Annotated in this window: 19 protein-coding genes, 1 tRNA gene, 1 pseudogene and 1 riboswitch; of the genes and pseudogenes, 17 read left to right on the forward strand and 4 right to left on the reverse strand. The window is 65.1% G+C overall.

Translation table 11 applies throughout. The annotated features are described in order from the left end of the window. On the reverse strand, window positions 1-777 hold a 777-nt coding region (gene purM, locus MK313_RS14100; RefSeq protein ID WP_287782335.1), incomplete at its 3' end, for a phosphoribosylformylglycinamidine cyclo-ligase. Between the two features lie 146 nt (window positions 778-923). On the opposite strand from purM, the gene MK313_RS14105 reads away from it, so the two are divergent. The 7 genes and pseudogenes from MK313_RS14105 to MK313_RS14135 all read left to right on the forward strand — a co-directional run bounded on the left by MK313_RS14105 (window position 924) and on the right by MK313_RS14135 (window position 9,136). Continuing rightward, the gene (locus MK313_RS14105; RefSeq protein WP_287782337.1) at window positions 924-2,054 is read left to right on the forward strand and encodes a DUF2066 domain-containing protein; all 1,131 of its coding nucleotides are present in this window, start codon (window positions 924-926) and stop codon (window positions 2,052-2,054) included. A 60-nt stretch (window positions 2,055-2,114) separates the two neighbouring features. Next, window positions 2,115-2,684 carry a CDP-alcohol phosphatidyltransferase family protein gene (locus MK313_RS14110; RefSeq protein ID WP_287782339.1) on the forward strand — a complete coding sequence of 190 codons (570 nt, stop codon included), beginning with the start codon at window positions 2,115-2,117 and terminating at the stop codon, window positions 2,682-2,684. Continuing rightward, window positions 2,684-3,796: pseudogene (locus tag MK313_RS14115) on the forward strand (AI-2E family transporter). The gene MK313_RS14110 and the pseudogene MK313_RS14115 overlap by 1 nt, the downstream one beginning before the upstream one ends. Beyond that, window positions 3,793-4,527 carry an HdaA/DnaA family protein gene (locus MK313_RS14120; protein WP_287782340.1) on the forward strand — a complete coding sequence of 245 codons (735 nt, stop codon included), beginning with the start codon at window positions 3,793-3,795 and terminating at the stop codon, window positions 4,525-4,527. The pseudogene MK313_RS14115 and the gene MK313_RS14120 overlap by 4 nt, the downstream one beginning before the upstream one ends. Window positions 4,528-4,530: 3 nt before the next feature. Then, complete coding sequence (locus MK313_RS14125) at window positions 4,531-5,310, forward strand: SDR family oxidoreductase (protein WP_008945314.1); 780 nt, start codon at window positions 4,531-4,533, stop codon at window positions 5,308-5,310. Between the two features lie 114 nt (window positions 5,311-5,424). Then, entirely contained in the window at window positions 5,425-7,578 is a 2,154-nt protein-coding gene (locus MK313_RS14130; RefSeq protein WP_287782343.1) for an RNA degradosome polyphosphate kinase, read from the forward strand. A 28-nt stretch (window positions 7,579-7,606) separates the two neighbouring features. Then, entirely contained in the window at window positions 7,607-9,136 is a 1,530-nt protein-coding gene (locus tag MK313_RS14135) for a Ppx/GppA family phosphatase (protein ID WP_287782344.1), read from the forward strand. Between the two features lie 12 nt (window positions 9,137-9,148). On the opposite strand, the gene MK313_RS14140 is transcribed toward MK313_RS14135, so the two are convergent. Then, the gene (locus tag MK313_RS14140) at window positions 9,149-9,766 is read right to left on the reverse strand and encodes a flavin reductase family protein (protein WP_121217432.1); all 618 of its coding nucleotides are present in this window, start codon (window positions 9,764-9,766) and stop codon (window positions 9,149-9,151) included. Window positions 9,767-9,934: 168 nt separating this feature from the next. Beyond that, window positions 9,935-10,133: riboswitch (cobalamin riboswitch) on the forward strand. Window positions 10,134-10,317: 184 nt separating this feature from the next. Here MK313_RS14140 and MK313_RS14145 point away from each other — a divergent pair. The 5 genes from MK313_RS14145 to MK313_RS14165 all read left to right on the forward strand — a co-directional run bounded on the left by MK313_RS14145 (window position 10,318) and on the right by MK313_RS14165 (window position 17,645). Further along, the gene (locus MK313_RS14145) at window positions 10,318-12,297 is read left to right on the forward strand and encodes a TonB-dependent receptor plug domain-containing protein (protein WP_287782347.1); all 1,980 of its coding nucleotides are present in this window, start codon (window positions 10,318-10,320) and stop codon (window positions 12,295-12,297) included. 119 nt (window positions 12,298-12,416) lie between these two features. Further along, window positions 12,417-13,577 (forward strand): ATP phosphoribosyltransferase regulatory subunit, encoded by a 1,161-nt coding sequence (locus MK313_RS14150; RefSeq protein ID WP_287782349.1) that lies wholly within the window; start codon window positions 12,417-12,419, stop codon window positions 13,575-13,577. Window positions 13,578-13,630: 53 nt separating this feature from the next. Continuing rightward, window positions 13,631-14,920, forward strand: a complete 1,290-nt coding sequence (locus MK313_RS14155; protein ID WP_121217437.1) for an adenylosuccinate synthase — start codon at window positions 13,631-13,633, stop codon at window positions 14,918-14,920. A 114-nt stretch (window positions 14,921-15,034) separates the two neighbouring features. Then, the gene (locus tag MK313_RS14160; protein WP_287782351.1) at window positions 15,035-17,032 is read left to right on the forward strand and encodes a hypothetical protein; all 1,998 of its coding nucleotides are present in this window, start codon (window positions 15,035-15,037) and stop codon (window positions 17,030-17,032) included. A gap of 28 nt (window positions 17,033-17,060) precedes the next feature. Next, a complete protein-coding gene (locus MK313_RS14165; RefSeq protein WP_287782353.1) occupies window positions 17,061-17,645 on the forward strand; it encodes a hypothetical protein in 585 nt (194 codons plus the stop codon). 88 nt (window positions 17,646-17,733) lie between these two features. Here MK313_RS14165 and rpoH read toward each other — a convergent pair whose 3' ends face one another. Together rpoH and MK313_RS14175 are read right to left on the reverse strand one after the other, a co-directional pair. After that, window positions 17,734-18,621: an RNA polymerase sigma factor RpoH gene (gene rpoH / locus MK313_RS14170; RefSeq protein WP_287782355.1), complete on the reverse strand. Its 888-nt coding sequence runs from the start codon at window positions 18,619-18,621 to the stop codon at window positions 17,734-17,736. A 107-nt stretch (window positions 18,622-18,728) separates the two neighbouring features. Beyond that, window positions 18,729-19,736, reverse strand: coding sequence for an RluA family pseudouridine synthase (locus MK313_RS14175; protein WP_287782357.1), 1,008 nt, complete (start codon window positions 19,734-19,736; stop codon window positions 18,729-18,731). A gap of 79 nt (window positions 19,737-19,815) precedes the next feature. Between MK313_RS14175 and MK313_RS14180 the strand changes: the two genes are divergently transcribed. The 5 genes from MK313_RS14180 to MK313_RS14200 all read left to right on the forward strand — a co-directional run bounded on the left by MK313_RS14180 (window position 19,816) and on the right by MK313_RS14200 (window position 24,451). Further along, window positions 19,816-20,160 (forward strand): hypothetical protein, encoded by a 345-nt coding sequence (locus MK313_RS14180; RefSeq protein ID WP_287782358.1) that lies wholly within the window; start codon window positions 19,816-19,818, stop codon window positions 20,158-20,160. A gap of 13 nt (window positions 20,161-20,173) precedes the next feature. After that, window positions 20,174-21,223, forward strand: a complete 1,050-nt coding sequence (locus MK313_RS14185) for a threonine aldolase family protein (RefSeq protein ID WP_287782359.1) — start codon at window positions 20,174-20,176, stop codon at window positions 21,221-21,223. Window positions 21,224-21,331: 108 nt separating this feature from the next. Further along, window positions 21,332-21,407, forward strand: a tRNA-Glu gene (locus tag MK313_RS14190). A gap of 39 nt (window positions 21,408-21,446) precedes the next feature. Further along, entirely contained in the window at window positions 21,447-21,743 is a 297-nt protein-coding gene (locus MK313_RS14195) for a hypothetical protein (RefSeq protein ID WP_287782361.1), read from the forward strand. Between the two features lie 356 nt (window positions 21,744-22,099). Beyond that, window positions 22,100-24,451: a heavy metal translocating P-type ATPase gene (locus MK313_RS14200; RefSeq protein ID WP_287782363.1), complete on the forward strand. Its 2,352-nt coding sequence runs from the start codon at window positions 22,100-22,102 to the stop codon at window positions 24,449-24,451. The last annotated feature ends 95 nt before the right edge of the window (window positions 24,452-24,546 follow it).

Below are 24,546 nucleotides of genomic sequence, written 5' to 3' on the forward strand. Positions count from 1 at the left end.
CTTGCCGCCCGCAGCGATAGCGGCAAGGCAGGATTTCACATAGATGCGCGTTGGCGCCAGCAGCGCGGCGCCCAGCGTCTGATCCATGTCGAACGGGGCGGGGAATTCGTAATCGACGCCCAGATCGGCGACCACGCGGCGCACCAGCGAATAGCCGTTGGAATGCACGCCGCTGGAGGCGAGGCCGAGCAGGATATCGCCCTCGGCGGCGCCGTCGCCCGTCAGCAGCCGGTCGCGTTCGACGGCGCCCACGGCAAAGCCGGCAAGGTCGTAGTCGCCCTTGCCATACATGCCCGGCATCTCCGCTGTCTCGCCGCCGATCAGTGCGCAGCCGGCCTGCCGGCAGCCCTCGGCGATGCCGGACACGACATCGCGCGCGACCGCCGGCTCCAGCTTGCCGGTGGCGTAGTAATCCAGGAAGAACAGCGGCTCCGCACCCTGCACGACAAGATCGTTCACGCACATGGCGACCAGATCGATACCGACCGTCGCATGATGGCCGCTGTCGATGGCCACCTTCAGCTTGGTGCCCACACCGTCGGTCGCGGCGATCAGGATCGGGTCGGTGAAGCCGGCGGCCTTCAGGTCGAAGGCCGCGCCGAACCCGCCCAGCGCCGCATCGGCCCCGCGCCGCGCCGTGGATTTGGCCAGCGGCTTGATCGCCTCGACCAGCGCGTCACCGGCATCGATATCGACACCCGCATCGCGGTAGGTGAGGGTGTTTCGGCCGGCCTTCTGGTCCTTGGAGGCCTGGTTGGTGGTGTCGTCACCCGCCATCGGATATAAGCCCTTGCGATGGGGTGCTCTTCGCCCCCATTTTGCGAAGTAAGTGGATCAAGCGCCGCGTCTGGCCGTTATGACCCCAAGAGGGCCGTGCCGGAGCGTCGGGCGGCCAGACAATAACGAATACGGGACGCTTTGCAATGGTGCATCGCCACAGGGTTTCGACCCACCTCGTTCTGATCGGCCTGCTGGCTCTTGGCGGACTTCTGGCCGGGGCCGGGACGGCTGCCGCGCAGTCGGCTGCCAGGCTTTATACGGTGGAGGGCGTGCCGGTCGATGTGACAGCCGGCAGCGCCGTTGCCGCGCGCGAGCAGGCCTATGCGGAAGGCCAGCGCGCCGCCTTCAGGATGCTGCTGGAGAAGCTGACGCCGGAATCGGTGCACGGCAGGCTGCCAGCCGCTCCGTCCGGTGCGGCGCTGGATACTCTGGTGCAGGGCTTCGAGGTGCGCGACGAGCGGGCCTCTGGCGTGCGCTATATCGCCAAAATGGTGGTGCGCTTCAACCCGGCCGAGATTCAGGCCCTGCTGGCGCGCGCCGACCTCCCGTCGGTGACGACACCCAGCCAGCCGGTGCTGGTGCTGCCGCTCTGGCAGTCGCCGGACTCCGGCATGCTGCTGTGGGAAGACCCGAATCCCTGGCGTGACGCCTGGGAGCGCGCCAGCCTCGGCCAGAGCCTCGTGCCGGTCCTGGTGCCGCTGGCCGATACCGCCGATCTGGTCGGCCTGTCGGCAGAGCAGGCGGAGACCGGTGATCGCGAGCGGCTGTCTGCCATGGCGCGGCGCTATGGCGCGGTGGCGAGCCTGGTGGCCATTGCCAGCCCGGCAGAATCCGGCGGGCAGCAGGCGCTCGATATCCGTTTCACCCGTTACGATGCCGCGGGCGAGCCGGAAACACGCAGCGAACGCGTCACCGCCGCTTCCGGGGAGACCGGGTCGGAGATGTTCGCGCGCGCCGTGCGTCAGGTTTCCAGCCGCCTGGATGAAGCCTGGAAGAATGCGACCGCCGTTAGGCCGGGCCTGGAAAACCGGCTGGCGGTTGTCACCGCTGTCTCGGGGCTGGAGGAATGGACGGCGCTGCGCCGCAAGCTGGCCGAGATCGGCATGATCCGCCGCCAGGACCTCGTCGCCCTGTCGCGTGGCGAGGCCGAGATCGTGCTGTGGTATGCCGGCCAGCCCGAACAGCTGCGCGTCGCCCTGGCACAGCGCGGCCTGTCCCTGGCTTCTGATCCGCTTGCGGCGGGAGGTTCTGCCTGGCGTCTCTCGGCGCAATGACGGCTGACGCCCGGCAGGCGGCTGTGCGACAGTGCCGTGTACCCTCTGGAGGCCCTCCCGGTGTCCTTCTTCTATGTGCTGCCCAACCTGATCAGCCTCGCCCGCATCGGCATCGTGCCGGTGGTGATCTGGGCGCTGCTCGACAGCCGTGGCGATCTGGCGCTCTGGCTGTTCCTGCTGGCCGGCCTCAGCGACGCGGTGGACGGCTATCTCGCCCGGCGGTTCAATGCACGGACGGAGTTTGGCGGCTATATCGACCCGATTGCCGACAAGGCGCTGCTGATGTCGGTCTATGTGACGCTGGGCTATCTGGGCTCGCTGCCGAACTGGCTGGTCATTCTGGTGGTGTTCCGGGATGTGCTGATCGTGGGCGGTGTCATCCTGCTGCAGACAATGGGATATAAGGTGGCGATGGCGCCCTTGCTGATTTCCAAGGTCAATACGGCGGCGCAGGTCGGGCTCGTTCTGGTCGTGCTGGGCGGCAAGGCGCTGGCACAGCCGGACTATCCCTGGATTGCCGGCTGGCCGGTTGAGGCGATGACCGTGCTGGTTGCCTGTACCACGCTGTTTTCCGGGGCTGCCTATGTCTGGATATGGGGCAGCCGCGCCATGGTGGGAGAACGCCAGTAATGACCCTTCGGCAACGCGCGAGCTTCTGGCTGCTGGCGATCCTCGCGCTCATGGCGGCGCTGTATCTGCTGGGCGACATCCTGCTGCCCTTCGTCGCCGGCATGGCGGTCGCCTATTTCCTCGATCCTGTCGTGGACCGGATGGAACGGGTGCGGCTGCCGCGCTGGCTGGGCACCATGCTGGCGCTGCTGCTGTTCTTTGCCTTCTTCGTCCTGCTTGTCATCCTGCTGGTGCCGCTGCTGCACGATCAGGCGGTCCGGCTGGGCGAGCGGCTGCCGGGCTAGCTGGACGTGCTGTACGAAAGGCTGACGCCGCTGGTGGCGGAGGTGCAGCGCCGGCTGGCGGACAAGCCGGACAGCGGCATGTCGGATATTCTCGGTTCCTCCGGCGCGGTGCTGAAATGGGCGGCGGGTGTCGTCGGCAATGTCATCAGCGGCGGTGCGGCGGTCGCCAATATCCTGTCGCTGATCCTCATCACGCCCATCGTCGCCTTCTATCTGCTGCGCGACTGGGACCGCATCGTCGAGCGGGTGGATGGCTGGCTGCCGCGCGAGCAGACACCGACCATCCGCGACCTTGCCCGGCAGATCGACGAAACCCTGTCCGGCTTTGTGCGCGGCCAGGCGATGGTCTGTCTGCTGCTGGGGCTGTTCTATGCCATCGGCCTGACGCTGGTCGGCTTGGATTTCGGTCTGGTCATCGGCCTGTTTGCCGGGGTGATCTCCTTCATTCCCTTCGTCGGCTCCATTGTCGGCGGGATCGCCAGCATCGGCCTGGCGCTGGTGCAGTTCGGCGACCTGACCTGGGTGATCGCGGTGGCGGCGATCTTCGTCGCCGGCCAGGCCATCGAGGGCAATCTGCTGACGCCGAACCTGGTTGGCGACAAGGTGGGGCTGCATCCGGTCTGGGTGATGTTCGCGCTGCTGGCAGGCGGTGCGCTGTTCGGCTTTGTCGGCGTGCTGGTTGCTGTGCCGGTCGCCGCCGTGGTCGGCGTCATGGCGCGCTTTGCCATCCAGCAATATCTGCAAAGCCCGCTCTACGAGCATCGCGGCCGCCCGGTACCGGGGCAGAAGATACAGGCTGACGATCTGTCGAACGACGATTTACCATGAAACAGCTTGCCTTCGATCTGCCGTACCGGCCCGCGCTGGGGCGGGAGGATTTTCTCGTGGCCGACAGCAACGCAGACGCCGTCGCCTGGCTGGATCGCTGGCCGGACTGGCCGCGTGTCGGCCGGCTGCCTCATGCGCTGGTGATCTATGGTCCGGCGGGTTGCGGCAAGACGCATCTGGCCTCGGTCTGGCAGAGCATCAGCGGTGCCCGGCGCACCGATGCCTCGGCGGTGACGCAGGCGGCGGTACCGGCGCTGCTAGGTGAGGCGACCGCCCTGGTGCTGGACAATGCCGACCGGGTGTCGGATGAGCGCGGCCTCTTGCATCTGCTTAACCTGCTGGGGGAACGCGACGGCCATCTGCTGCTGACCATGCGTGACGCGCCTGCGCGGCTGGCGGCGCGGCTGCCCGACCTGCATTCCAGGCTGGCAGCCCTGCCGGCGGTGGGGCTGGGCGCGCCGGACGAGCCGCTGCTGGCGGCTGTCATGGTAAAGCTGTTCGCCGACCGTCAGCTCATGGTAAGTCAGGACCTTGTGCAGTTTCTGCTGCCCCGCATCGAACGTTCCTTCGCCTCCCTGCGCGCCATCGTTGACCGGCTGGACCGGGCGGCGCTTGCCTCCCGGCGCAACATCACGGTGCCGCTGGCGCGCGAAATCCTCTCGCAGGATTGGCCGGAGGAAACGGACATGCCGGCGCGGCGGGACGATGACAATAAACAGGAAGGAAACTGATCCATGGATATGGGTATCAAGGGCCGCAAGGCGATTGTCTGCGCCTCCAGCAAGGGGCTGGGCAAGGGCTGCGCGCTGGCGCTGGCCGGCGAGGGGGTGGAACTGGTGATCTCCGCCCGCGGCGCGGAAGCACTGGAGGCCACCGCCGAGGAAATCCGCAAGGAGACCGGCGCCAAGGTGACCGCAATTGCCTGCGACGTCACCACCCCGGAAGGCCGGGCCAAGCTGCTGGCGGCCTGCCCGAACCCGGACATTCTGGTGAACAATGCCGGTGGCCCGCCGCCGGGCGATTTCCGCGACTGGTCGCTGGACGACTGGAACAAGGCGATTAACGACAACATGCTGACGCCGATCGAGCTGATCAAGGCGACGGTGGACGGCATGATCTCGCGCAAGTTCGGGCGCATCGTGAACATCACCTCGGCCTCGGTGAAGTCGCCGATTCCGATCCTCGGCATGTCGAATGGCGCGCGCGCCGGCCTGACCGGCTTCGTCGCCGGCCTGTCGCGGCAGATCGTGAAGCATAATGTGACGATCAACAATCTGCTGCCCGGCCCGTTCGAGACCGACCGCGTGCGCAAGACGGCCGAGGGTGCCGCCAAGCAGGCTGGCAAGAGCATCGATGAGGTGCTGGATTCCCGCCGTCAGCAGAATCCGGCCGGCCGGTTCGGCACTATCGAGGAATTCGGCGTTGCCTGCGCCTATTTCTGCAGCAGCCATTCCGGCTTCGTCACTGGGCAGAACCTGGTGATGGATGGCGGCGCCTATAACGGCACGCTGTAAGCCGAAAACTTCACGAAACCGTCACGCTGCGGGGCCGGGGCTTGCATGACACTGCCCCGGCCCCGTGCTATTTGAAGAGGTAGGATACGGCCCGGTTGCCGCCAGCACTATGGAATGGAGGAGACAGACGTGACGACAGCCGAGATCGAGACTGCCGACGCGGTGGATATCCATTCCCCCAAGCGGTTTTTCAACCGTGAACTGTCCTGGCTGGGCTTCAACGGCCGGGTTCTGGAAGAGGCGGGGAACACGAAGCACCCGCTGCTGGAACGGCTGCGCTTCCTGTCGATTTCCTCCTCCAACCTCGACGAGTTCTACATGGTCCGCGTCGCCGGCCTGAAGGGCCAGGTCGAGGCGAATGTGAATACACAGAGTCAGGACGGGCTGACCCCGGCGCAGCAGCTGGATGCGATCTGGCAGGCCACCGCAAAGCTGGTGACCGAGCAGCAGAGCTGCTGGCGCGCGTTGCGTGAGGAGCTGCGGTCGGTCGGCCTCGCCGTGATCGAGTGGGCGCAGGTCAGCCGGACCGACCAGAAATGGCTGGAACGCTATTTCATGGAACAGGTATTCCCGACGCTGACGCCGCTGGCGGTCGATCCGGCGCATCCCTTCCCATTCCTGCCGAACAAGGGCAAGGCCATCGTGCTGCAGCTGCAGCGTGGTTCCGACAAGCGCCGGCTGGAGGCGCTGGTACCGATGCCGCCGCAGATCGGCCGTTTCATCCGCCTGCCGGGGGCGGCGATCCGCTTCCTGCCGCTGGAACATCTCATCGTGCAGTTCTACGAGAAGCTGTTCCCGGGGTTCGAGCTGCTGGGCAGCGGCATCTTCCGCGTGCTGCGCGACAGCGAAATGGAAATCGACGAGGAGGCGGAAGATCTGGTCCGCCTGTTCGAGAGCGCCCTGCGCCGGCGCCGGCGCGGCAGCGTGATCCGGCTGACCGTGAATGGCAGCATGCCGGACGATCTGCGCGGCTTCGTCGTCGATCAGCTAGGGGTGGGGCCGCAGGATGTGTTCTCGTTGGAGGAGATGATCGGCATCGACGATCTGTCGCAGCTGATTGTTTCGGAGCGCAGCGATCTTCTGTTCAAGCCGTTCAATGCCCGGTTCCCCGAACGTATCCGCGATTTCGGCGGCGATTGCTTCGCGGCGATCCGGCACAAGGACATTGTGGTGCATCACCCGTTCGAGAGCTTCGACGTGGTGGTGCAGTTCTTGCGCCAGGCCGCGCGCGACCCGGCGGTCATCGCGATCAAGCAGACGCTGTACCGCACCTCGCAGGACTCGCCCATCGTGAAGGCGCTGATCGAGGCGGCCGAGAGCGGCAAGTCGGTCACCGCGATGGTGGAGCTGAAGGCGCGCTTCGACGAGGAGGCGAATATCCGCTGGGCGCGCGATCTGGAGCGCGCCGGCTGCCAGGTGGTCTATGGCTTCATGGACCTTAAGACCCACGCCAAGGTCTCTCTGGTGGTGCGCCGCGAAGGCGGCAGCTTGCGCTCCTACTGCCATTTTGGCACCGGCAATTATCATCCGGTGACGGCCAAGATTTACACCGACCTGTCCTTCTTCACCTGCGATCCGGAGCTGTGCCAGGACGCCGCCAGCGTGTTCAACTTCATGACCGGCTATGCCCAGCCGGCGAAGCTGTCGAAGCTGGCGATGGCGCCGTTCAGCCTGCGCGATACCCTGCTGGCGCAGATCCGCAACGAGGTGCGCAATGCCAAGGCGGGCAAGCCGGCAGGCATCTGGGTGAAGCTGAACTCGCTGGTCGATGAGAAGCTGATCGATGCGCTCTACGGTGCCTCGCAGGCCGGTGTGCCGGTCGAGCTGGTAATCCGCGGCATCTGCTGTCTGCGCCCCGGCATCAAGGGGCTGTCGGAGAATATCCGGGTGAAGAGCATCGTCGGCCGCTTCCTGGAGCATGGCCGGATCGCCTGCTTCGCCAACGGCCATCCGATGCCCTCGCCGGAGAACAAGCTGTTCATCTCCTCGGCCGACTGGATGCAGCGGAACATGGACCGCCGTGTCGAGACGCTGGTGCTGATCGACAACCCCACGGTGCATGAGCAGATCCTCGACCAGATCATGGTCGCCAACCTGAAGGATGTGCAGCAAAGCTGGCGTCTGCGCCCCGATGGCACCTACAGCCGCCTGTCCGCCGGGGAGGGGGATTTCAACGCCCATCACTACTTCATGACGAATCCAAGCTTGTCGGGCCGGGGCAGTGCCCTTAAGAAGTCGCAACCACTGCCGCGTTTGGTGGTGAGCTGATCCGCATCGGAACGCGACTTAGGACGCAATGCAGGAAAAACGGATCGACGGTCCGGCTTCCGGGCTGAATACCGGCACGTTTGGAACCGGTGGCCATGTCGGTGTCATCGACATCGGTTCCAACTCCATCCGCCTCGTGGTCTATGACCGGCTGGAACGCGGCTTTCTGCCGCTGTTCAACGAGAAGGCGCTTTGCGGCCTCGGCAAGGGGCTGAGCGAGACAAACCAGCTTTCGGAAGAGGGCGTGACGGCTGCCTTCGACAGTCTGGCGCGCTTCGCCGCCGTGGCGCGCGGCATGGAGGTCACCACGCTGCATGTGCTGGCGACCGCCGCCGTGCGCGATGCCGGCAACGGGGCCGCTTTCGTCGAGGAGGTGGAGCGCCGGCTGGGCTTCGATATCCGCATTCTCTCAGGCACGGAGGAAGCACGGCTGTCGGCACTGGGCGTGTTGTGCGCGATGCCGCAGGCCGATGGCATGGCCGGCGATCTCGGCGGCGGCAGCATGGAGCTGGTCGATCTGCGTGTCGGCAATATCGGCCAGCAGACGACCCTGCCGCTGGGGCCCTTGCGGCTGGCTGCGCTGGACGGGGCGCCGAACCGCAAGAAGCTGATCGCCCATATCGACCAGCATTTGTCCAGCGTGCCCTGGCTGTCCGGCCTGAAGGGGCGGCCGCTCTATGCCGTTGGCGGCGGCTGGCGCTCCATCGCCAAGGCGCATATGGAGATGAGCAGCTATCCGCTGCACATCCTCCATGAATATCGCCTGCAGACACCGGTACTGGTGGAATTCCTCGACCGGTTGCAGCAGATCGGGAAGTCCGACCTGAAAGCCATCAATGGCGTTTCCAAGCGCCGGCTGGACACCATCCCGATGGCGGCGTTGCTGATGCGCCGGCTGCTGACGCTGGCCGAACCATCGAGCGTGGTCTTCTCCGCCTATGGCCTGCGCGAGGGTTGCCTGTTCGACCTGCTGCCGGACGCCGACAAGGCGCTGGACCCGCTGATCGAATCGGCACGCAAGATCGCTGCTGCTGCCGGGCGTTTTCCGCCGCATGGCGAGGAACTGCTGGACTGGACGGCGCCGCTGTTTCCCGACGACACGCCGCTACGCCGACGGCTTCGCCACGCTGCCTGCATCCTGTCGGATACCGCTTGGGCGGAACATCCCGACTACCGCGCGGAAAACGCCTTCTGGAAGGTGCTGCGCGCGCCGATCCCGGGATTCGACCATGCCGGCCGGGCCTTCGTCGCGCTGGCGCTGATGGCGCGCTATGTCGGCAATATCGACCTTCCAGCGGCGGAGATCGCGAAGAAGCTGCTGGACAAGGAGCAGGCCCAGCAGGCGCTTGTGCTGGGTGTCGCCTTGCGCCTGGCGCACACCTTCACCGGCGGTGCGCCCGGCATCCTGCGCGATACGCCGCTGCGGCCGGGGCTGGGCAAACTGCAGTTCGCCATTGCCCCGGCGCATGCCGCGCTGGGCGGCGATGTGGTGAAGCGGCGGCTCGAGTCGCTGGCCGCCGCCCTGGGTCAGGCCGGAGAGATCATCTTCCTGCCGTGATGTCTTATCCGGTCAGTCCGGGCGGTTCATCACGAAGACCTCGTTCACCACGGCATATTCCATGTAGCCAAGGCGCGAGATCGGGCGGAACCGCGTCACATCGACGAAGCCCTTCTCGTTGATGACCTCGTCGGCAATGTGAATGCCGACCACGCGGCCGAAGATCACGTAATTGCCGCGCTCCGGGTCCCAGCTCGGCATCTTCACGGTCTGCAGATACTTGCATTCCAGATGCACCGGGGAGCCTTTCACGCGCGGCGGCTTCACCATGCTGGAGGGCAGCATCTCCAGCCCGGCAGCCTCGAACTCGTTCTGCCCGGCAGGCAGACCGGCGGAGGAGATATTCATCTCGTTGCGCAGATCGAAGGTCGCCATGTTGACCACGAACTCGCCGGTTTTCTCGGCATTGCCATGGCTGTCCTTGAAGGCCGGCGCTTCCGGGCGCAGGCCGGCGGCGAACATCACGCAGGGCGGGTCGGACGCAACGGCGTTGAAGAAGCTGTAGGGGGCGAGGTTGGGGCGGCCATCCTCGTCCAGCGTGGAAATCCAGCCGATCGGCCGCGGCACCACCAGCGATTTGAACGGGTCGCGCGGCAGGCCGTGATTCTTCTTGTCGGGTTCGTAGAACATAAGGGGAGTCGCTCCTGAGATGGGAGGCCGGTGCCTGCCGGACGGCGGCGCAGCCAACGAGATGGCAAGAGAGTAGCGAGGCGGAAGCGGGGAGGCCAGAGGCTATTGGTGGCCGATGGTATGCATGCCTGCGCTATGCGTCCTTGCCTCGCCGGTCGGCAATCCTATAGAACTGGAGCCAGCGTTGGTTCCCGCAAGGGATGAAAAGGGAACGCGGTGCGTCTGGCCCCGGCCGGGCAATGCCGCGACTGTCCCCGCAACTGTAAGCGGCGAGTGCCGGTCCAAACAGGCCACTGGGAAACCGGGAAGGCAGGATCGGTGCAGCGACCCGCAAGTCAGGAGACCTGCCAGCGCGAGCACGTCCCGCGACCGTCGATCGGGGTGAATCGTCGGAACGGCTGTCCGCAGCGGTGACGCCATTCCATTGGCCGGGTTGCCGGGGGCGGAAGGGTTATGGGCTGTCGCGGGTCTTACTCTCTCCATCATGGGGCATTCATTCCCCTTCCGGTGTCGCGCAACCTGCTTTCGCGTCATCTCTCGGTGGGGTTCCCATGTCTTTCCGTTCTTATCTGCTGATCGGCAGCGCCCTCTGCGCTGCCGCACTTCCCGCTGCCGCCGTCCGCGCGCAGACCCAGCCCGGCGACAGCGTCGCCCAGCTCATGCCGCACATCGTCATCACCGCGACTCGCGCCGAAACCGAGCTGGAGCGCGTACCGGCCCGGGTCACGGTGATCGACCGCGAGGCCATTGACCGTGGCGGCTACCAGAGCGTGGAGGAGGCGCTGCGCACCGTGCCCGGTATCTCCGTCGTGCGTCTTGGCGGGCCGGGTCAGCAGACCTCCGTCTTCATGCGCGGCGCCAACAGCGACCATGTGCTGGTGCTGGTCGATGGCGTACCGGTGAACGACCCCTCGGGGGCGGGCGGCGCCTATAATTTCGGCGACGATCTGGTCGGTGACCTTGAGCGCATCGAGGTAGTGCGCGGCCCGGTTTCCAGCCTCTATGGCAGCAACGCTATCGGCGGCGTCATCAATCTGATCACCCGTGCGCCGTCCCGGAAGAAAGCTGAAATCTTCGGCCAGGCCGCCGGAGGCAGCCACGGCACGGCGCAGGCACAGGCGGGTCTGCGCGGCCGCTCGGATGGTTTCGACTATATGGTCAGCGCCGAGCATTTCCGCACCGACGGCGTCAACCTCTCGCCCTCCCGGATCGCCCGCAACACCGGGGAGGAGGATGGCTCCGAGATCACCACGCTGACCGGCAAGCTGGGCTATGACATTGGCAATGCCGGGCGGGTGGACGCGCTGCTGCGCTATCGCCGCAACGAATTCGACCTCGACAATGTACCCTATGACGAGCCGAACTACAGCGGCGAGAACGAGCATTTTCTCTACAAGCTGGGCGCAGAGGCCTATCTGCTCGACGGTAGCCTGACCTCACGAGTCGATGTCGGGCAGAGCCGCCACGACCGGAGCTTCACCAACCGGCCGGATGCCTTCAGCGCCAACCTGACCGACGACAGCTACGAATCGGTGCGCAGCTTCGCCGAGATGCAGAACACCTATCGCCTCGGCGATCTGGCGGGCCTGCGCGATACGGTGCTGGTCTTCGGCGGCAGTGCCGCGCGCAGCACGGTGGAGACCAGCACCAATTCGGTCAGCGTCTGGGGGCCGTTCACCCAGTCCCTCGATGCCGATTCCAATGACTATGCGCTCTACACCAACCTTCAGGCGCGGGTGACCGAGCGCATCGATGTGACCGCCGGGCTGCGCTATGACCTGCCGGACGATTACGGCAATACCCTGACCTACCGGATCGGCGCGGTGGTCGCCGTGCCGGAAATCCTGACGCGGTTTTCCGGTGCGGTCGGCACCGCCAACAAGCCGCCGACCCTCTATGACCGCTATGGCGTGGACAATTACGGCTATCGCGGCAACACCGGCCTGAACCCGGAGGAATCCGTCTCCTGGGAGGTTGGGTTCGAGACCGATTTGCCGGTGCGCGGGCGGGCGCAGGCGGTTAGCTTCGGGGCGACCTATTTCAAGACCGACACCGAGAATCTGATCACCAACGATTTTGCCCTGCAGACCGTGGTGAATATCGGCGAGGCGTCGAGCGAGGGGGTGGAGACGTTCCTCACCCTGCGCCCGGCGGACTGGATCGAGACCCGTCTGACCTATACCTGGATGCAGGCCCGCAACGAGGATACTGGCCAGCTGCTGCTGCGCCGTCCACGCCATCAGGGGGCGCTTGCGGTCGATCTGAAGCCGGCGCGGGACTTCAGTTTCGGGCCGGAGCTGGTCTATGTCGGCAGCCGGCTGGACGTGGCCTATGACGATGCCGGCAATTTCCTCGGCAACCGCCCGAACGGCTCCTACACGCTGGTCAACCTGTCGGGTGCCTACCAGCTGCGCGAGGATGTCTCGCTGTTCGGCAAGGTCTACAATTTGTTCGACCGCGAGTATGAGCCGTCGAACGGCTTTGCCGGGCGCGGCCTGACCGCGCTGGTCGGGGTGCGCAGCAGCTTCTGATCCGCGGCTTCCGGCGATTTTTCGGGGACCGCCTGCCGGCCCGCCGGTTTTCCGTTTGCCCAATCGGGTCAAACCCGGTAGGTAAGCGGGCGGTTTCTCGAAGAACCCGGAGGATACAGGTGACGGCGCAAAACGCCGGCGATACCGGCCCGCGCGCGCTGCTTCCCAACGGCCTGCGCGATGTGCTGCCGCCCGAAGCGGCCCAGGAATCCGAAGCTGTCCGGACGCTGCTGGATTATATGCGCGGCTATGGCTACCAGCTGGTGAAGCCGCCTTTGGTCGAATTCGAGGCCAGCCTGCTGGACGGCGCCAGCCCGAAGATGGGCACCCGCATTTTCCGTGTCATGGACCCGGTCTCGCAGCGCATGATGGGCGTGCGTGCGGACATGACCATGCAGATCGCGCGCATTGCTACTACACGGCTGGCTAATGCGGCGCGGCCGCTGCGCCTGTCCTATGCCGGCGAGGTGCTGCGCGTGCTGGGCTCCCAGCTGTCGCCGGAGCGGCAGTTCGTGCAGGTCGGCGCGGAGCTGATCGGCAGCCCGTCCGCCGCCGCTGACGCGGAAATCTGCGTCATGGCGCTGGAAGCGCTGGCCGCCGTCGGTGTGCGCAATGCCTCCATCGACCTGATGATGCCCACGCTTGTGCCGGCGGTCTGCGCTGCCGCCGGGCTGGACGCCCCTGGCATCGTGCGTATCCGCGCTGCCCTTGACCGCAAGGACGCAGCGGAGGTCGCCGCTGTCGGCGGGGCCGTCGGCAGTGTGCTGGCAGAGCTGTTGCAGGCCAGCGGCCCGGTGAACCGCGCCTTCGAGAAGCTGGCAGGCCTCGATCTGCCGCCCGCCGGGCAGGAGGTGCTGGCCCGGCTGCGCCAGGTCGTCGACCTGATGCGCGCCGCCCGTCCGGATGTCACCATCACCGTCGATCCGGTGGAGAATCGCGGCTTCGAATATCATACCGGCATCAGCTTCAGCCTGTTCGCGCGCGGCATTCGCGGCGAGCTGGGGCGGGGCGGGCGCTATCTGGCCGGCGCATCGCGCGAGCCCGCCACCGGCTATACGCTCTATATGGACACCGTGATGCGCGCCCTGCCGGCGCTGGAGAATGGCCGCCGGCTGTTCCTGCCCTATGGGACGCCGCGCGCCGAAGCCGTCCGTCTGGCCGGAGAGGGCTGGACGGTCGTCACAGGGCTTGAACCGGCAGCCGACAGCCAGGCGGAGGCGCGGCGGCTGGCCTGCAGCCACTGGCTGCATGGCGACAGTATTTCGCCTGTCGCGTCCTAGTTCGTCACGCGTCAGACTATCCTCAGCAACGCAAGAAACCGCGAGTAAGCAGCATGTCCAACGTTACGGTCATCGGCGCCCAGTGGGGCGATGAAGGCAAGGGCAAGATCGTCGATTGGCTCTCCGAGCGCGCCGATGTCGTGGTGCGCTTCCAGGGCGGCCACAATGCCGGTCATACCATTGTCTGCGGCAACCAGACCTACAAGCTCAGCCTGCTGCCCTCGGGCGTCGTGCGCGGCAAGCTGTCGATCATCGGCAATGGCGTGGTGGTCGATCCCTGGGCGCTGCTGCGCGAGATCGAGACGGTGCGCGCGCAGGGGCTGAACATCACCCCCGACACGCTGAAGGTTGCCGATAATGCGGCGCTGATCCTGCCGCTGCACCAGCGCATCGACCAGGCGCGCGAGGAGGCGAAGGGCGCGCGCAAGATCGGCACCACCGGCCGCGGCATCGGCCCGGCCTATGAGGACAAGGTCGGCCGTCGCGCCATCCGCATCTGCGATCTGGCGGAGCCGGAGACGCTGGCCGAGAAGGTCGATGACCTGGTTGCCCACCACAACGCCTTCCTGCGCGGCCTTGGCGTCGAGGAGGTCGATGCCGCTGAGCTTCTGGCCGCGCTGAAGGAGATCGCGCCGAAGCTGCTGCCCTATGCGCACAGTGTCTGGCGCCACCTGGAGGAAGCCCGCAAGCAGAGCAAGCGTGTGCTGCTGGAAGGCGCACAGGGCACCATGCTGGATATCGACCACGGCACCTATCCCTATGTGACCTCCTCCAATACAGTGGCGGGGCAGGCGTCCAGCGGTGCCGGCATCGGGCCGAGCCATGTCGGTTATGTGCTGGGCATCACCAAGGCCTATACGACGCGCGTCGGCTCCGGCCCGTTCCCGACCGAGCAGGAAAACGAGATTGGCCAGCGCCTGGGCGAGCGCGGCCGTGAGTTCGGCACCGTTACCGGACGCAAGCGGCGCTGCGGCTGGTTCGATGCCGTGATGGTGCGTCAGGCCGTGAAGGTCGGCGGTATCGACGGCATCGCGCTGACAAAGTTGGACGTGCTGGACGGGCTGGAGGAGATCAAGGTCTGTGTCGGCTACCGCCATGACGGGAAGGAGTACGATCATTTCCCGGCCGGCAAGGAGCTGCAGGCGAAGGTCGAGCCGATCTACGAGAGTTTCGAGGGCTGGCAGGAGAGCACGCAGGGCGCGCGCAGCTACAAGGAACTGCCGGCCACCGCGATCAAGTACATCCGCCGCATCGAGGAGCTGATCGAGGCGCCGGTGGCGCTGCTCTCCACCAGCCCGGATCGCGATGATACGATCCTTATGAAAGATCCTTTTGCGGATTAAAGCCGTTTCCGTCATCCGGTTTCAGCTTTGAAGGCGATGTGAAGTTTTATCGTGGGGATCGTCCTGTAAGTGTTAACATAAAGAAAACATCGGTTTGACGGATGAGGTAGGCGGATGGCCGAAGCTGCGGCAAACGGCAAGCTGACGCTGAAGGGGCGGTACGAGATCGTCACGGACGACCCCTTGCCGGCCTTCGATTCGCCGCGCGCCAAGGCCTATAATGTCATCGATACGCAGGGCGACCGGCCGCTTCCGCTGATGGGGCTGTTGCTGGACCGCCGTCTTCCGGTCCGGCTGTCGGCACTGGACGAGATGCGGGAATGCCGCTTGCCGGGCCTGCTGACGCTGCTCGATTCCGGGCAGACCGGCCGACGCGGCGATGCGTACCGGCAGATGTGCCTGATCTACGAACGGCCATCAGGTCCACGGCTGACGGCAAGTGAGGAGACCTCCTTCAAGCCGTTTCCGGAAGAGGCGATGGAGCGCCAGATCCTGCCGCGCATGCTGCCGGTGCTGAAGGAACTGCAGGCGCGCAACGTCACCCATCGCGCCATCCGGCCGTCCAACCTGTTTCATTCCGGGGACAACAGGGGGCTGGTGCTGGGCGAATGCTTTTCCGCGCCGCCGGCGGCCGACCAGCCTGACTTTCTGGAGTCCATCGAAAGCGCCATGGCGGATCCGCTTGGCCGGGGCGATGGCGAGCATACCGACGATTACTACGCGCTGGGCGTGACCATCCTGTGCCTGCTGCTGGGCAAGAAGCCCGAGATGGAGGGAAGCAATAACGACCTGCTGCATCTGAAAATGGAACTGGGCTCGTTCTCCGCCCTTGCCGGCCGCTATACAATGTCGCTGCCCATTGTGGAAATGCTGCGCGGCCTGCTGAATGACGATCCGCGCGAACGCTGGGGCATCACCGACCTGGAGCACTGGCTGGCTGGCCGGCACCGCAAGACCCAGCGTGGCAAGCTGCCGCTGAAGGCGGCGCGCGCCATCACCATCGGCAAGGCGGAGTGCGTGACCAGCCAGTCGGCTGCCTTCCGGCTGTCGCTGGACTGGGAAAGCGGCGCCCAGATGGTGCGCAGCCAGTCCTTCGACAATTGGCTGCGCCGCAGCCTGCATGCCGAGGATCTTGCCAAGTCTCTCCAGGGCATTGTCGGCGGTACCGGGCCGGAACCGGCGGATGCCAAGGCCCTGTCGCGCGCCTGCATGGTGCTGTTCCCGTCCTCGCCGATCAGCTTCAAGGGCATCAGTGTCAACCCGGACGGTATTGCCTACATTGTGCCGGCAAGCGCTGGCAGCCAGGCCCAACGGCAGAAGCTGGGAGAATTGCTGGCGGCCAAGGTGCCCTCAACCTGGTTCGCCACCAACACGGCGCAGCGTACTGATTTCGCGCGGCTGCAAAGCCTGCTGGATCGCATGGCCACGCTGATGGCGCAGACCGGGCCAGGCTTTGGCTATGAACGCATCATCTATGAGCTGAGCCCCTCGATCCACTGCCTCAGCCCGCTGATTGAAAGCCGGCTTGTCGTGAATTACGAGGATCTGCTGCCGGCGATGGAGGCGGCGGTTTCCGAGCGCCTGCCGTCGCATGAGCCGCTGGACCGGCACACGGCGGCCTTCATCGCCTCGCGCTGCCGGCAGGTCACCGACCGCTGGATACGGCCGCTGGCGGCAGAGGCGGACGGTTTCGCGCGCATCGTGGCACAGGTCCGGCTAATGGCGTTCGTGCAGGGGCTGTCGAGCAACGGCCCGTTGCCGAACCTCTGCCGCTGGCTGGAAATCCATCTGCGCCCGGTGCTGAGCCAGTTTCATAACCTGAAACGCCGCAAGCAGATGCTGAGCGAGTTGGAGGTAGCGGCGAAATCAGGCATCATTGGCAAGATGATGGTCCTGGTGGAGGATAATCAGGCCCGCGCCAAGGACGAGCAAGGATATCGGGCCGCGATTGCAAGCTTCGGGCGGGCCGACATGCAGGTGAAGCAGCTGCAGAACGAGGCGAACTACATGGAATATACGGCCAGACTGCTGGGCGAACAGGTGTCGGCCGTTGCCAGCGGCGTCATCGGCGGCCTGGCCTCTGTGGCGATTCTGGCATTCTATATGATATGACGAACGCAGATCGATCGGCACCGCACCCATGAGTGACAAGGCAAAGGCGAAAGCCAAGGCGCCCGCCGGCGGTGCCCGGCGGCCAGGGGCTAAGGACAAGCAGCAGAGCCGTGGTGGCTGGAAGCTGCTGATGCTGGTCACGGTGCTGGGGCTGGGGCTGGCGGTGCTGCCCACCATGGTGGTCGCGGCAGTCGGCATGTTACCGACGCTGGTCGCCTATATCGTCGATGGCCGGCGTGAGAAATACGCGGCCTTCTCGGTCGGCTGCATGAATTTCTGCGGCGTGCTGCCCTTCATGCTGCAATTGTGGACGCAGGAGCACAGCTTCACGATGGCGTGGCGGATTGTCGGCGATCCGGTGTCCTGGCTGGTGATGTATGCCGCCGCCTCGGTAGGCTGGGTAATCTATTACGCCGCCCCGCACGTGGTGGCTGCCTATCTGCGCTTCCAGCTCGACCGGCGGATCAACAAGCTGCGCGAATACCAGAAGGAACTGGTGACGGAGTGGGGCGACAGCATCACCCGCAGCGCCACCGCCGAGGGGACGACAGAACCCGCCGCTCTGGCCAAGCCGGAACCGGAGGATGCTGAGGGCGAACAGGCGAAGGGCTGAAGCCCGTTTCTTCGGGCCTCGTTTCTTTAGGCAACAAAAAAGCCCCCGTTTCCGGGGGCTTTTCGTTTCTTAAGGTTTGGCCGGCGGACTAATGCGCCAGCTTTTCCTCGATGGCGGCGTTCTTCATCGCCTTTTGCAGCTTCTCGAAGGCGCGGACCTCGATCTGCCGCACGCGCTCGCGGCTGATGCCATATTCCTGGCTCAGATCCTCCAGCGTCATCGGGTCCTCGCGCAGGCGGCGCTGCATCAGGATGTTGCGCTCGCGGTCGTTCAGCACCTTCATCGACTGCGACAGCAGCTTCCGGCGGCGACTAACTTCCTGATGCTCGGCCAGCATGGTCTCCTGGGTCTCGGACTCATCCACCAGCCAGTCCTGCCACTCGCCATCGCCATCAATGCGCAGCGGCGCGTTCAGCGAGTGGTCCGGGCTGGCAAGCCGGCGGTTCATGTTCACCACATCCTGCTCCGGCACTTCCAGCTGAGTGGCGATCTTGGTGACATTCTCCGGGCTGAGGTCGCCCTCATCGATGGCGTTCAGCTTGCCCTTCAGCTTGCGCAGGTTGAAGAACAGCTTCTTCTGCGCCGCCGTGGTGCCGATCTTCACCAGCGACCAGGAATGCAGGATATATTCCTGTATCGCCGCGCGAATCCACCACATGGCATAGGTGGCCAGGCGGAAACCCCGGTCAGGATCGAACCGCTTCACCGCGTGCATGAGGCCGAGATTGCCTTCCGAAATCAGCTCGGCGACCGGCAGGCCATAGCCGCGATAGCCCATGGCGATCTTAGCCACCAGGCGCAGATGGCTGGTGACCATCTGATGCGCGGCATCGACGTCCTGATGCTCGGTCCAGCGCTTGGCGAGCATGAACTCGTCTTCCGGCGTCAGCATCGGGAACTTGCGGATTTCCTGCAGGTACCGGGACAGGTTGCCTTCCGGGCTGACGACAGGCATCGACGGGATCGCAGCTGCCATTTCCTAAACTCCCTCCAAGAGGTTCGTGCCCTTATCCGAAAAGGGCCTCTCTATTGCTTCCAAATATAGCACATTGGTCATGGCATAAATGTGGCTTACGGAAACAATCAATTTCCAACGGGAAGCCGGATGGCGAGCCGATCCAGAAGCTCCTGGATGTCATTTGGTAAGGCGCTCTGAAATAACAATCTTTTTCCGCTGCGCGGGTGCAGGAAACCGAGTTCCCGGGCGTGCAGCGCCTGGCGCGGGAAGCCGGAAAGCGCCGCCTTCACGGGATCGTTACTGCCTGTGTTACGAGTTCGGCGGCCGCCATAGGTCGCATCGCCGACCAGCGGATGGCCGAGGGAGGCCATATGCACCCTGATCTGATGGGTGCGCCCGGTTTCCAGCCGGCATTCGACAAGGCTGGCGAGGGTGCCATGCCGCCCCAGCGTGCGGTAGCGGGTCAGCGCATGCTTCCCGCCGGAGCCGACCACGGCCATCTTCTTCCGGTCGCGGCTGCTGCGCCCGATATTGCCGGCGATCTCGCCCGCAGGCGGCACCGGCACGCCCCAGACCAGCGCCAGATAGGCGCGGTCGATGGAATGGGCGGCGAACTGTTCGGTAAGTGCCGCATGAGCTAGGTCGTTCTTCGCCGCCACCAGAAGGCCGCTGGTGTCCTTGTCGATGCGGTGCACGATGCCGGGCCGCCGGACCCCGCCGATGCCGCTGAGACTGTCGCCGCAATGCGCCAGCAGCGCGTTCACCAGCGTCGAATCCGGGTTGCCGGGGGCAGGGTGCACGACAATGCCGGCGGGCTTGTCGATGACGATCAGATCGTCATCCTCATAAACCACGACGAGCGGGATGTCCTGCGCGTCCGGCTCGGCGGCTTCCGGCGGTGGCAGGATGACGGCGAAGCATTCGCCTTCCTTCACCTTGCGCGACGGGTCGGTGACCGGCCCGTCCGCTGCCGTGACCATGCCCTGCTCGATAAGCGCCTTCAGCCGGCTGCGCGACAGGTCGCCCAGCCTGGCGGCCAGGAACCGGTCCAGCCGCGCGCCGGCATTGCCAACTTCGACCGTGACGGTCTCGTAAGAGGCGGCTGGTGCCGTTTCGGTTTTCGATTGCGTCATGCGGGGCGAATGCCTATCCCGGTCCTCGGATTCCTGCAAGCCTGACCGGGAACGCACTGAAAGAGAGTGGGCCAAGCCGATGAGAGCCTTGAAGATAGCCGTGGTGGTGATGGGTGTCATGATTGTCGTCGGGCTGGCGGTGATCGCCGCGACGATTGTGGGCCGACTGGGCGGAAAGACCGAAGAGCCGGAGCCCGCCGTGACTATGTCTCTTGCGCCCGGTGCGGTGCCGGGTGCGCCATTGGCAACCTTCGACCCGGCAAACGTCCCGCTGCCGGCTGGATCACGCCTGCAGCAGATCGTGCCGGCCGGCGACCGGCTGGTGCTGCATCTGGCGGGCGAGGGGGGCAGGGACGTGCTGATGGTACTCGACATGGCCGGCGGGCGCGTGCTTGGCTCCTTCCTGCTCGAACCAGCGCGATAGGGACCGACAACCGATGAATTTCCGCAGCGACAATGTGACCGGCGCCTCGCCGGAAATCCTGGCGGCGCTGACCGAAGCCGCCCAGGGCAGTGTGGCCTCCTACGGCAGCGATCCGATCACCGCGCGGGTGCAGGACAAGCTGTCGGCGGTTTTCGAGACGGAGGTGACGGCCTTCCCGGTCGCCACCGGCACGGCGGCCAACGCGCTGGCGATTTCCTGCCTGACGCCATCCTGGGGGGCGATCTACTGCCACCCGAATGCGCATATCGAGGAGGATGAGTGCGGCGCGCCGGAATTCTTCTCCGGCGGCGCCAAGCTGGTGCATGTCCAGGGGCCGCATGGAAAGATCGATGCCCGGGAACTCGACCGCCGCTTGGCCGACGCCAACATCGGCAATGTGCATCATGTGCAGCCGGCCTGCGTCAGCCTGACCAACCTGACCGAGGCGGGCACGCGCTACAGCCCGGATGAGGTGGCCGCCATCGGCAAGGTCTGCCGGAAATACGGGCTGAAGCTGCATATGGATGGCGCGCGCTTCGCCAATGCGCTGGTGGCGCAGAATTGTTCCCCGGCGGAACTGACCTGGAAGGCCGGGGTGGATGTGCTGAGTTTCGGCGCCACCAAGAATGGCGCGCTGGCCGCCGAGGCGGTGGTGTTCTTCGACAAGGAGCTTGCCCGCGACTTCGCCTTCCGGCGCAAGCGGGGTGGGCACCTGTTCTCCAAGATGCGCTTCCTGTCGTCCCAGCTCGACGCCTATCTGGAGGGCGATCTGTGGCTCAGGAACGCGCGCCACGCCAACCGCATGGCGGCCCTCATCGCCGAAGGCCTGGCCGGCGTGCCGGGCATCGAACTGGACCATCCGGTGGAGGGTAACGAGATCTTCGCGCGGCTGCCTTCGGCCATCATCGAGGGGCTGCTGGCGGACGGTTTCGCCTTCGGCCAGTGGGGCAGCGCCGAGGCACCCAGCATCCGGCTGGTGACCGCCTTCAACACGGAAGAGGCGGCGGCGCGCAAATTCGTGGAGCGCGCGGCTGCCCATGCAGCGCGCCAGGCAGCGGAGTAGGGTGGCGGGGCAGGCCTTTTCAAGGCTGTGACGGAAAAGCGTCTTCCGGCCCACGAAATCGCTTGAACCGGGCGGAGGCTTTCGCTATCTAGTGCGCCTCGCCTCGCGGTCCCCATCGTCTAGAGGCCTAGGACACCGCCCTCTCACGGCGGCAACCGGGGTTCGAATCCCCGTGGGGACGCCATCTCTTTTTACTCTATATATTTCAATCACTTAGGACCCCGTGTGGGAACCGCTGTGGGAACTCGTGTGGGAACTCGCGGGCGGTCATTTTTTGCGCATCGAGCAGCTCGAATCCGATTCCAGATTTAAGCTGGTAGCCTTCGGCACTGAGTTGCGGCGAATAGCGCGAATAATCTCCGCCGAATATGCGGAGATCATTCTAGGCCAGTGCGGAGCGGGAAATGCTCGCCGGACACGGTGGCGCGACATCACCGATCTGCTGGAGCGCGGGATACTGGTCAAGGACAAGGGAGGGGGACGCAGCACCGGCTATTCGCTGAATGTTGACGAAGGTTAGCCGTCACCGTCAGCTGAACTTCCCATCAGCGCCGTTTTAGAGCTTTAATTGAACGCCACATCTCTATCCAAGGATCGCCAGATTGAATCGCCGGGCAGATTCCTCCAAGGCCCCACTCCAAGGATCCGGGCGGGAAAGCGCCCGAACACTGCCTGCATCCCCCTGGAGGTTGGTTTAGAGTCCTAGGACTTCGATATGCATGTCCAATGAGGCCGGTCCCAGCAGGGCTTGACCTTCCCAACACTGGAAGGTCCACCTTGGTGGAAATGAGTGCGCAGTCCGTTGAGTTTCTGCCACTCGCAGCCTGAAAAACGCTGAGGCGTGACAAGGCTCCAATCCGACCAAGAGGTACTGACATGGACCATCACGGCCATCATCATCACGACGATCATTCGTGGACCAAAGACAATGGCGCTTTGAGTGCTATCGACCCGGTCTGTGGCATGCAGGTTGACCCTCATGCGACGAAGCACCGTGCCGCACATAAGGGGCACATCTTCTATTTCTGTTCGGCGCGGTGCCAGGAAAAATTCTTGGCAGCGCCGGAGAGCTTTCTCGGCGATAAGCCTGCTGAGAAGGAGACGGATGCCGGCGCGATCTATACCTGCCCGATGCACCCTGAAATCCGCCAGGTCGGCCCAGGCAGCTGCCCGATCTGTGGCATGGCGCTGGAACCGGCGGAGGCATCGCTGGACGATGGCCCGAACCCCGAACTCGCCGATATGTCGCGCCGGTTCTGGATCGGCCTTGTGCTGACCGTTCCCGTCTTTCTGCTGGAGATGGGCGGTCATCTGATCGGGCTGTCGCATCTGATATCGGCGCAGACATCGAACTGGATCCAACTGGTCCTGGCGACACCGGTCGTGCTCTGGGCGGGCTGGCCGTTCTTTGTCCGGGGCTGCCAGTCAGTGGCCAATCGATCGCTCAACATGTTCACCCTGATTGCCATGGGAACCGGTGTCGCCTGGCTGTACAGTATCGTCGCCACCCTGGTGCCGCAGATCTTCCCCGCAGCCTTCCGCAATGCCGATGGGGCAGTGGCGGTCTATTTCGAGGCGGCGGCGGTGATCACCGTCCTGGTGCTGCTCGGGCAAGTGCTGGAATTGCGGGCGCGGGAGACGACCTCTGGCGCGATCAAGGCGCTGCTCGGCATGTCGCCGACCACCGGACGTCGCTTGTCGGAAGATGGCACCGAAGAGGAGGTCGAACTGGACCGTGTTCAGGCTGGTGACCGGTTGCGGGTACGTCCGGGCGACCGGGTGCCGGTCGATGGGATGGTTCTTGAGGGCGGCTCCAGCGTCGATGAATCGATGGTAACCGGAGAATCGATGCCGGTCCGCAAGCAATCGGATGACAAGGTCATTGGCGGAACCATCAACGGCCAGGGCAGCTTCGTTATGCGGGCAGAGAAGGTTGGCCGAGACACGATGCTGGCGCAGATCGTGCGGATGGTGTCCGAGGCGCAGCGCTCGCGCGCGCCGATCCAGCGGCTGGCGGATGTGGTCTCCTCCTGGTTTGTGCCAGCGGTCATCCTGATTGCGCTGCTGGCTTTCGCGGCCTGGTCTCTCTGGGGACCGGCGCCGGCAATGGGGTATGCGCTGATCGCGGCGGTGAGCGTGCTGATCATTGCCTGTCCCTGTGCCCTTGGGCTGGCGACGCCAATGTCGATCATGGTCGGCGTCGGGCGGGGGGCTCAGGAGGGCGTCCTGATTAAGAATGCCGAAGCGCTGGAGCGCATGGAGAAGGTCGATACCGTCATTGTGGACAAAACCGGCACCCTGACGGAGGGCCGGCCCAAGGTTATAGCGATCAGGGCGCAAGACGGATTCGGAGAAGATGATCTTCTGCGCCTGCTTGCCAGCCTCGAACAGGGCAGCGAGCACCCTCTCGCCGCCGCCATCGTGGCCGCCGCCAGGGAACGGTCGCTCGACCTGCTGCAAGCCAGCGACTTCGATTCGCCGACCGGCAAGGGCGTGCTGGGTACGGTCGATGGACGAAAGCTCGTGGTGGGCAATGCCCGGTTCCTTGGCGAGCACGATATCGAAACGGGGGCCCTTGAAGAAATCGCCGACGCTCTGCGTCAGGACGGTGCCACCGCGATTCTGGCGGCTGTGGACGGCAAGCCTGCCGGAGTCGTGGCGATTGCCGATCCGGTGAAGGACACCACGCCCGCCGCCATCAAGGCTCTGCATGCCGATGGCATCTCTGTGGTGATGCTGACAGGGGATAACAGGACCACGGCACAGGCCGTTGCCAGGAAGCTCGGCATCGACCGGGTTGAGGCCGAGGTGCTGCCCGATCAGAAGGCGGCGGTGGTGAAGAAGCTTCGCGAGGAAGGCCGCGTGGTGGCGATGGCCGGCGATGGCGTGAACGATGCCCCGGCGCTGGCCGCGGCGGATGTCGGCATCGCCATGGGCACTGGCACCGATGTCGCCATCGAGAGCGCCGGCGTGACCCTGCTGAGCGGCGATCTGATGGGCATCGTCAGGGCACGGCGCCTGTCCGAGGCGACGATGCGGAATATCCGGCAGAATCTGTTCTTCGCCTTCATCTACAATGCGGCCGGCGTGCCGGTCGCGGCCGGTATCCTCTACCCGTTCCTGGGTATCCTGCTGTCCCCGATCTTCGCCGCCGCCGCCATGGCGCTGTCCTCGGTAAGCGTCATCGGCAATGCCTTGCGGCTGCGCGCCGTCAGGCTGCGCGATTAAGGAGAGGTACGATGGCGGTGCTGCAATCGACGCTCACCTGTCCGGAATGCGGGCATGTCTCGGCGGAAGTAATGCCGGAAAATGCCTGCCTGTAT

Origin of the sequence: Oceanibaculum sp. (genome assembly GCF_022449305.1) — a bacterium.
In the GTDB taxonomy this organism is placed as follows: domain Bacteria; phylum Pseudomonadota; class Alphaproteobacteria; order Oceanibaculales; family Oceanibaculaceae; genus Oceanibaculum; species Oceanibaculum indicum.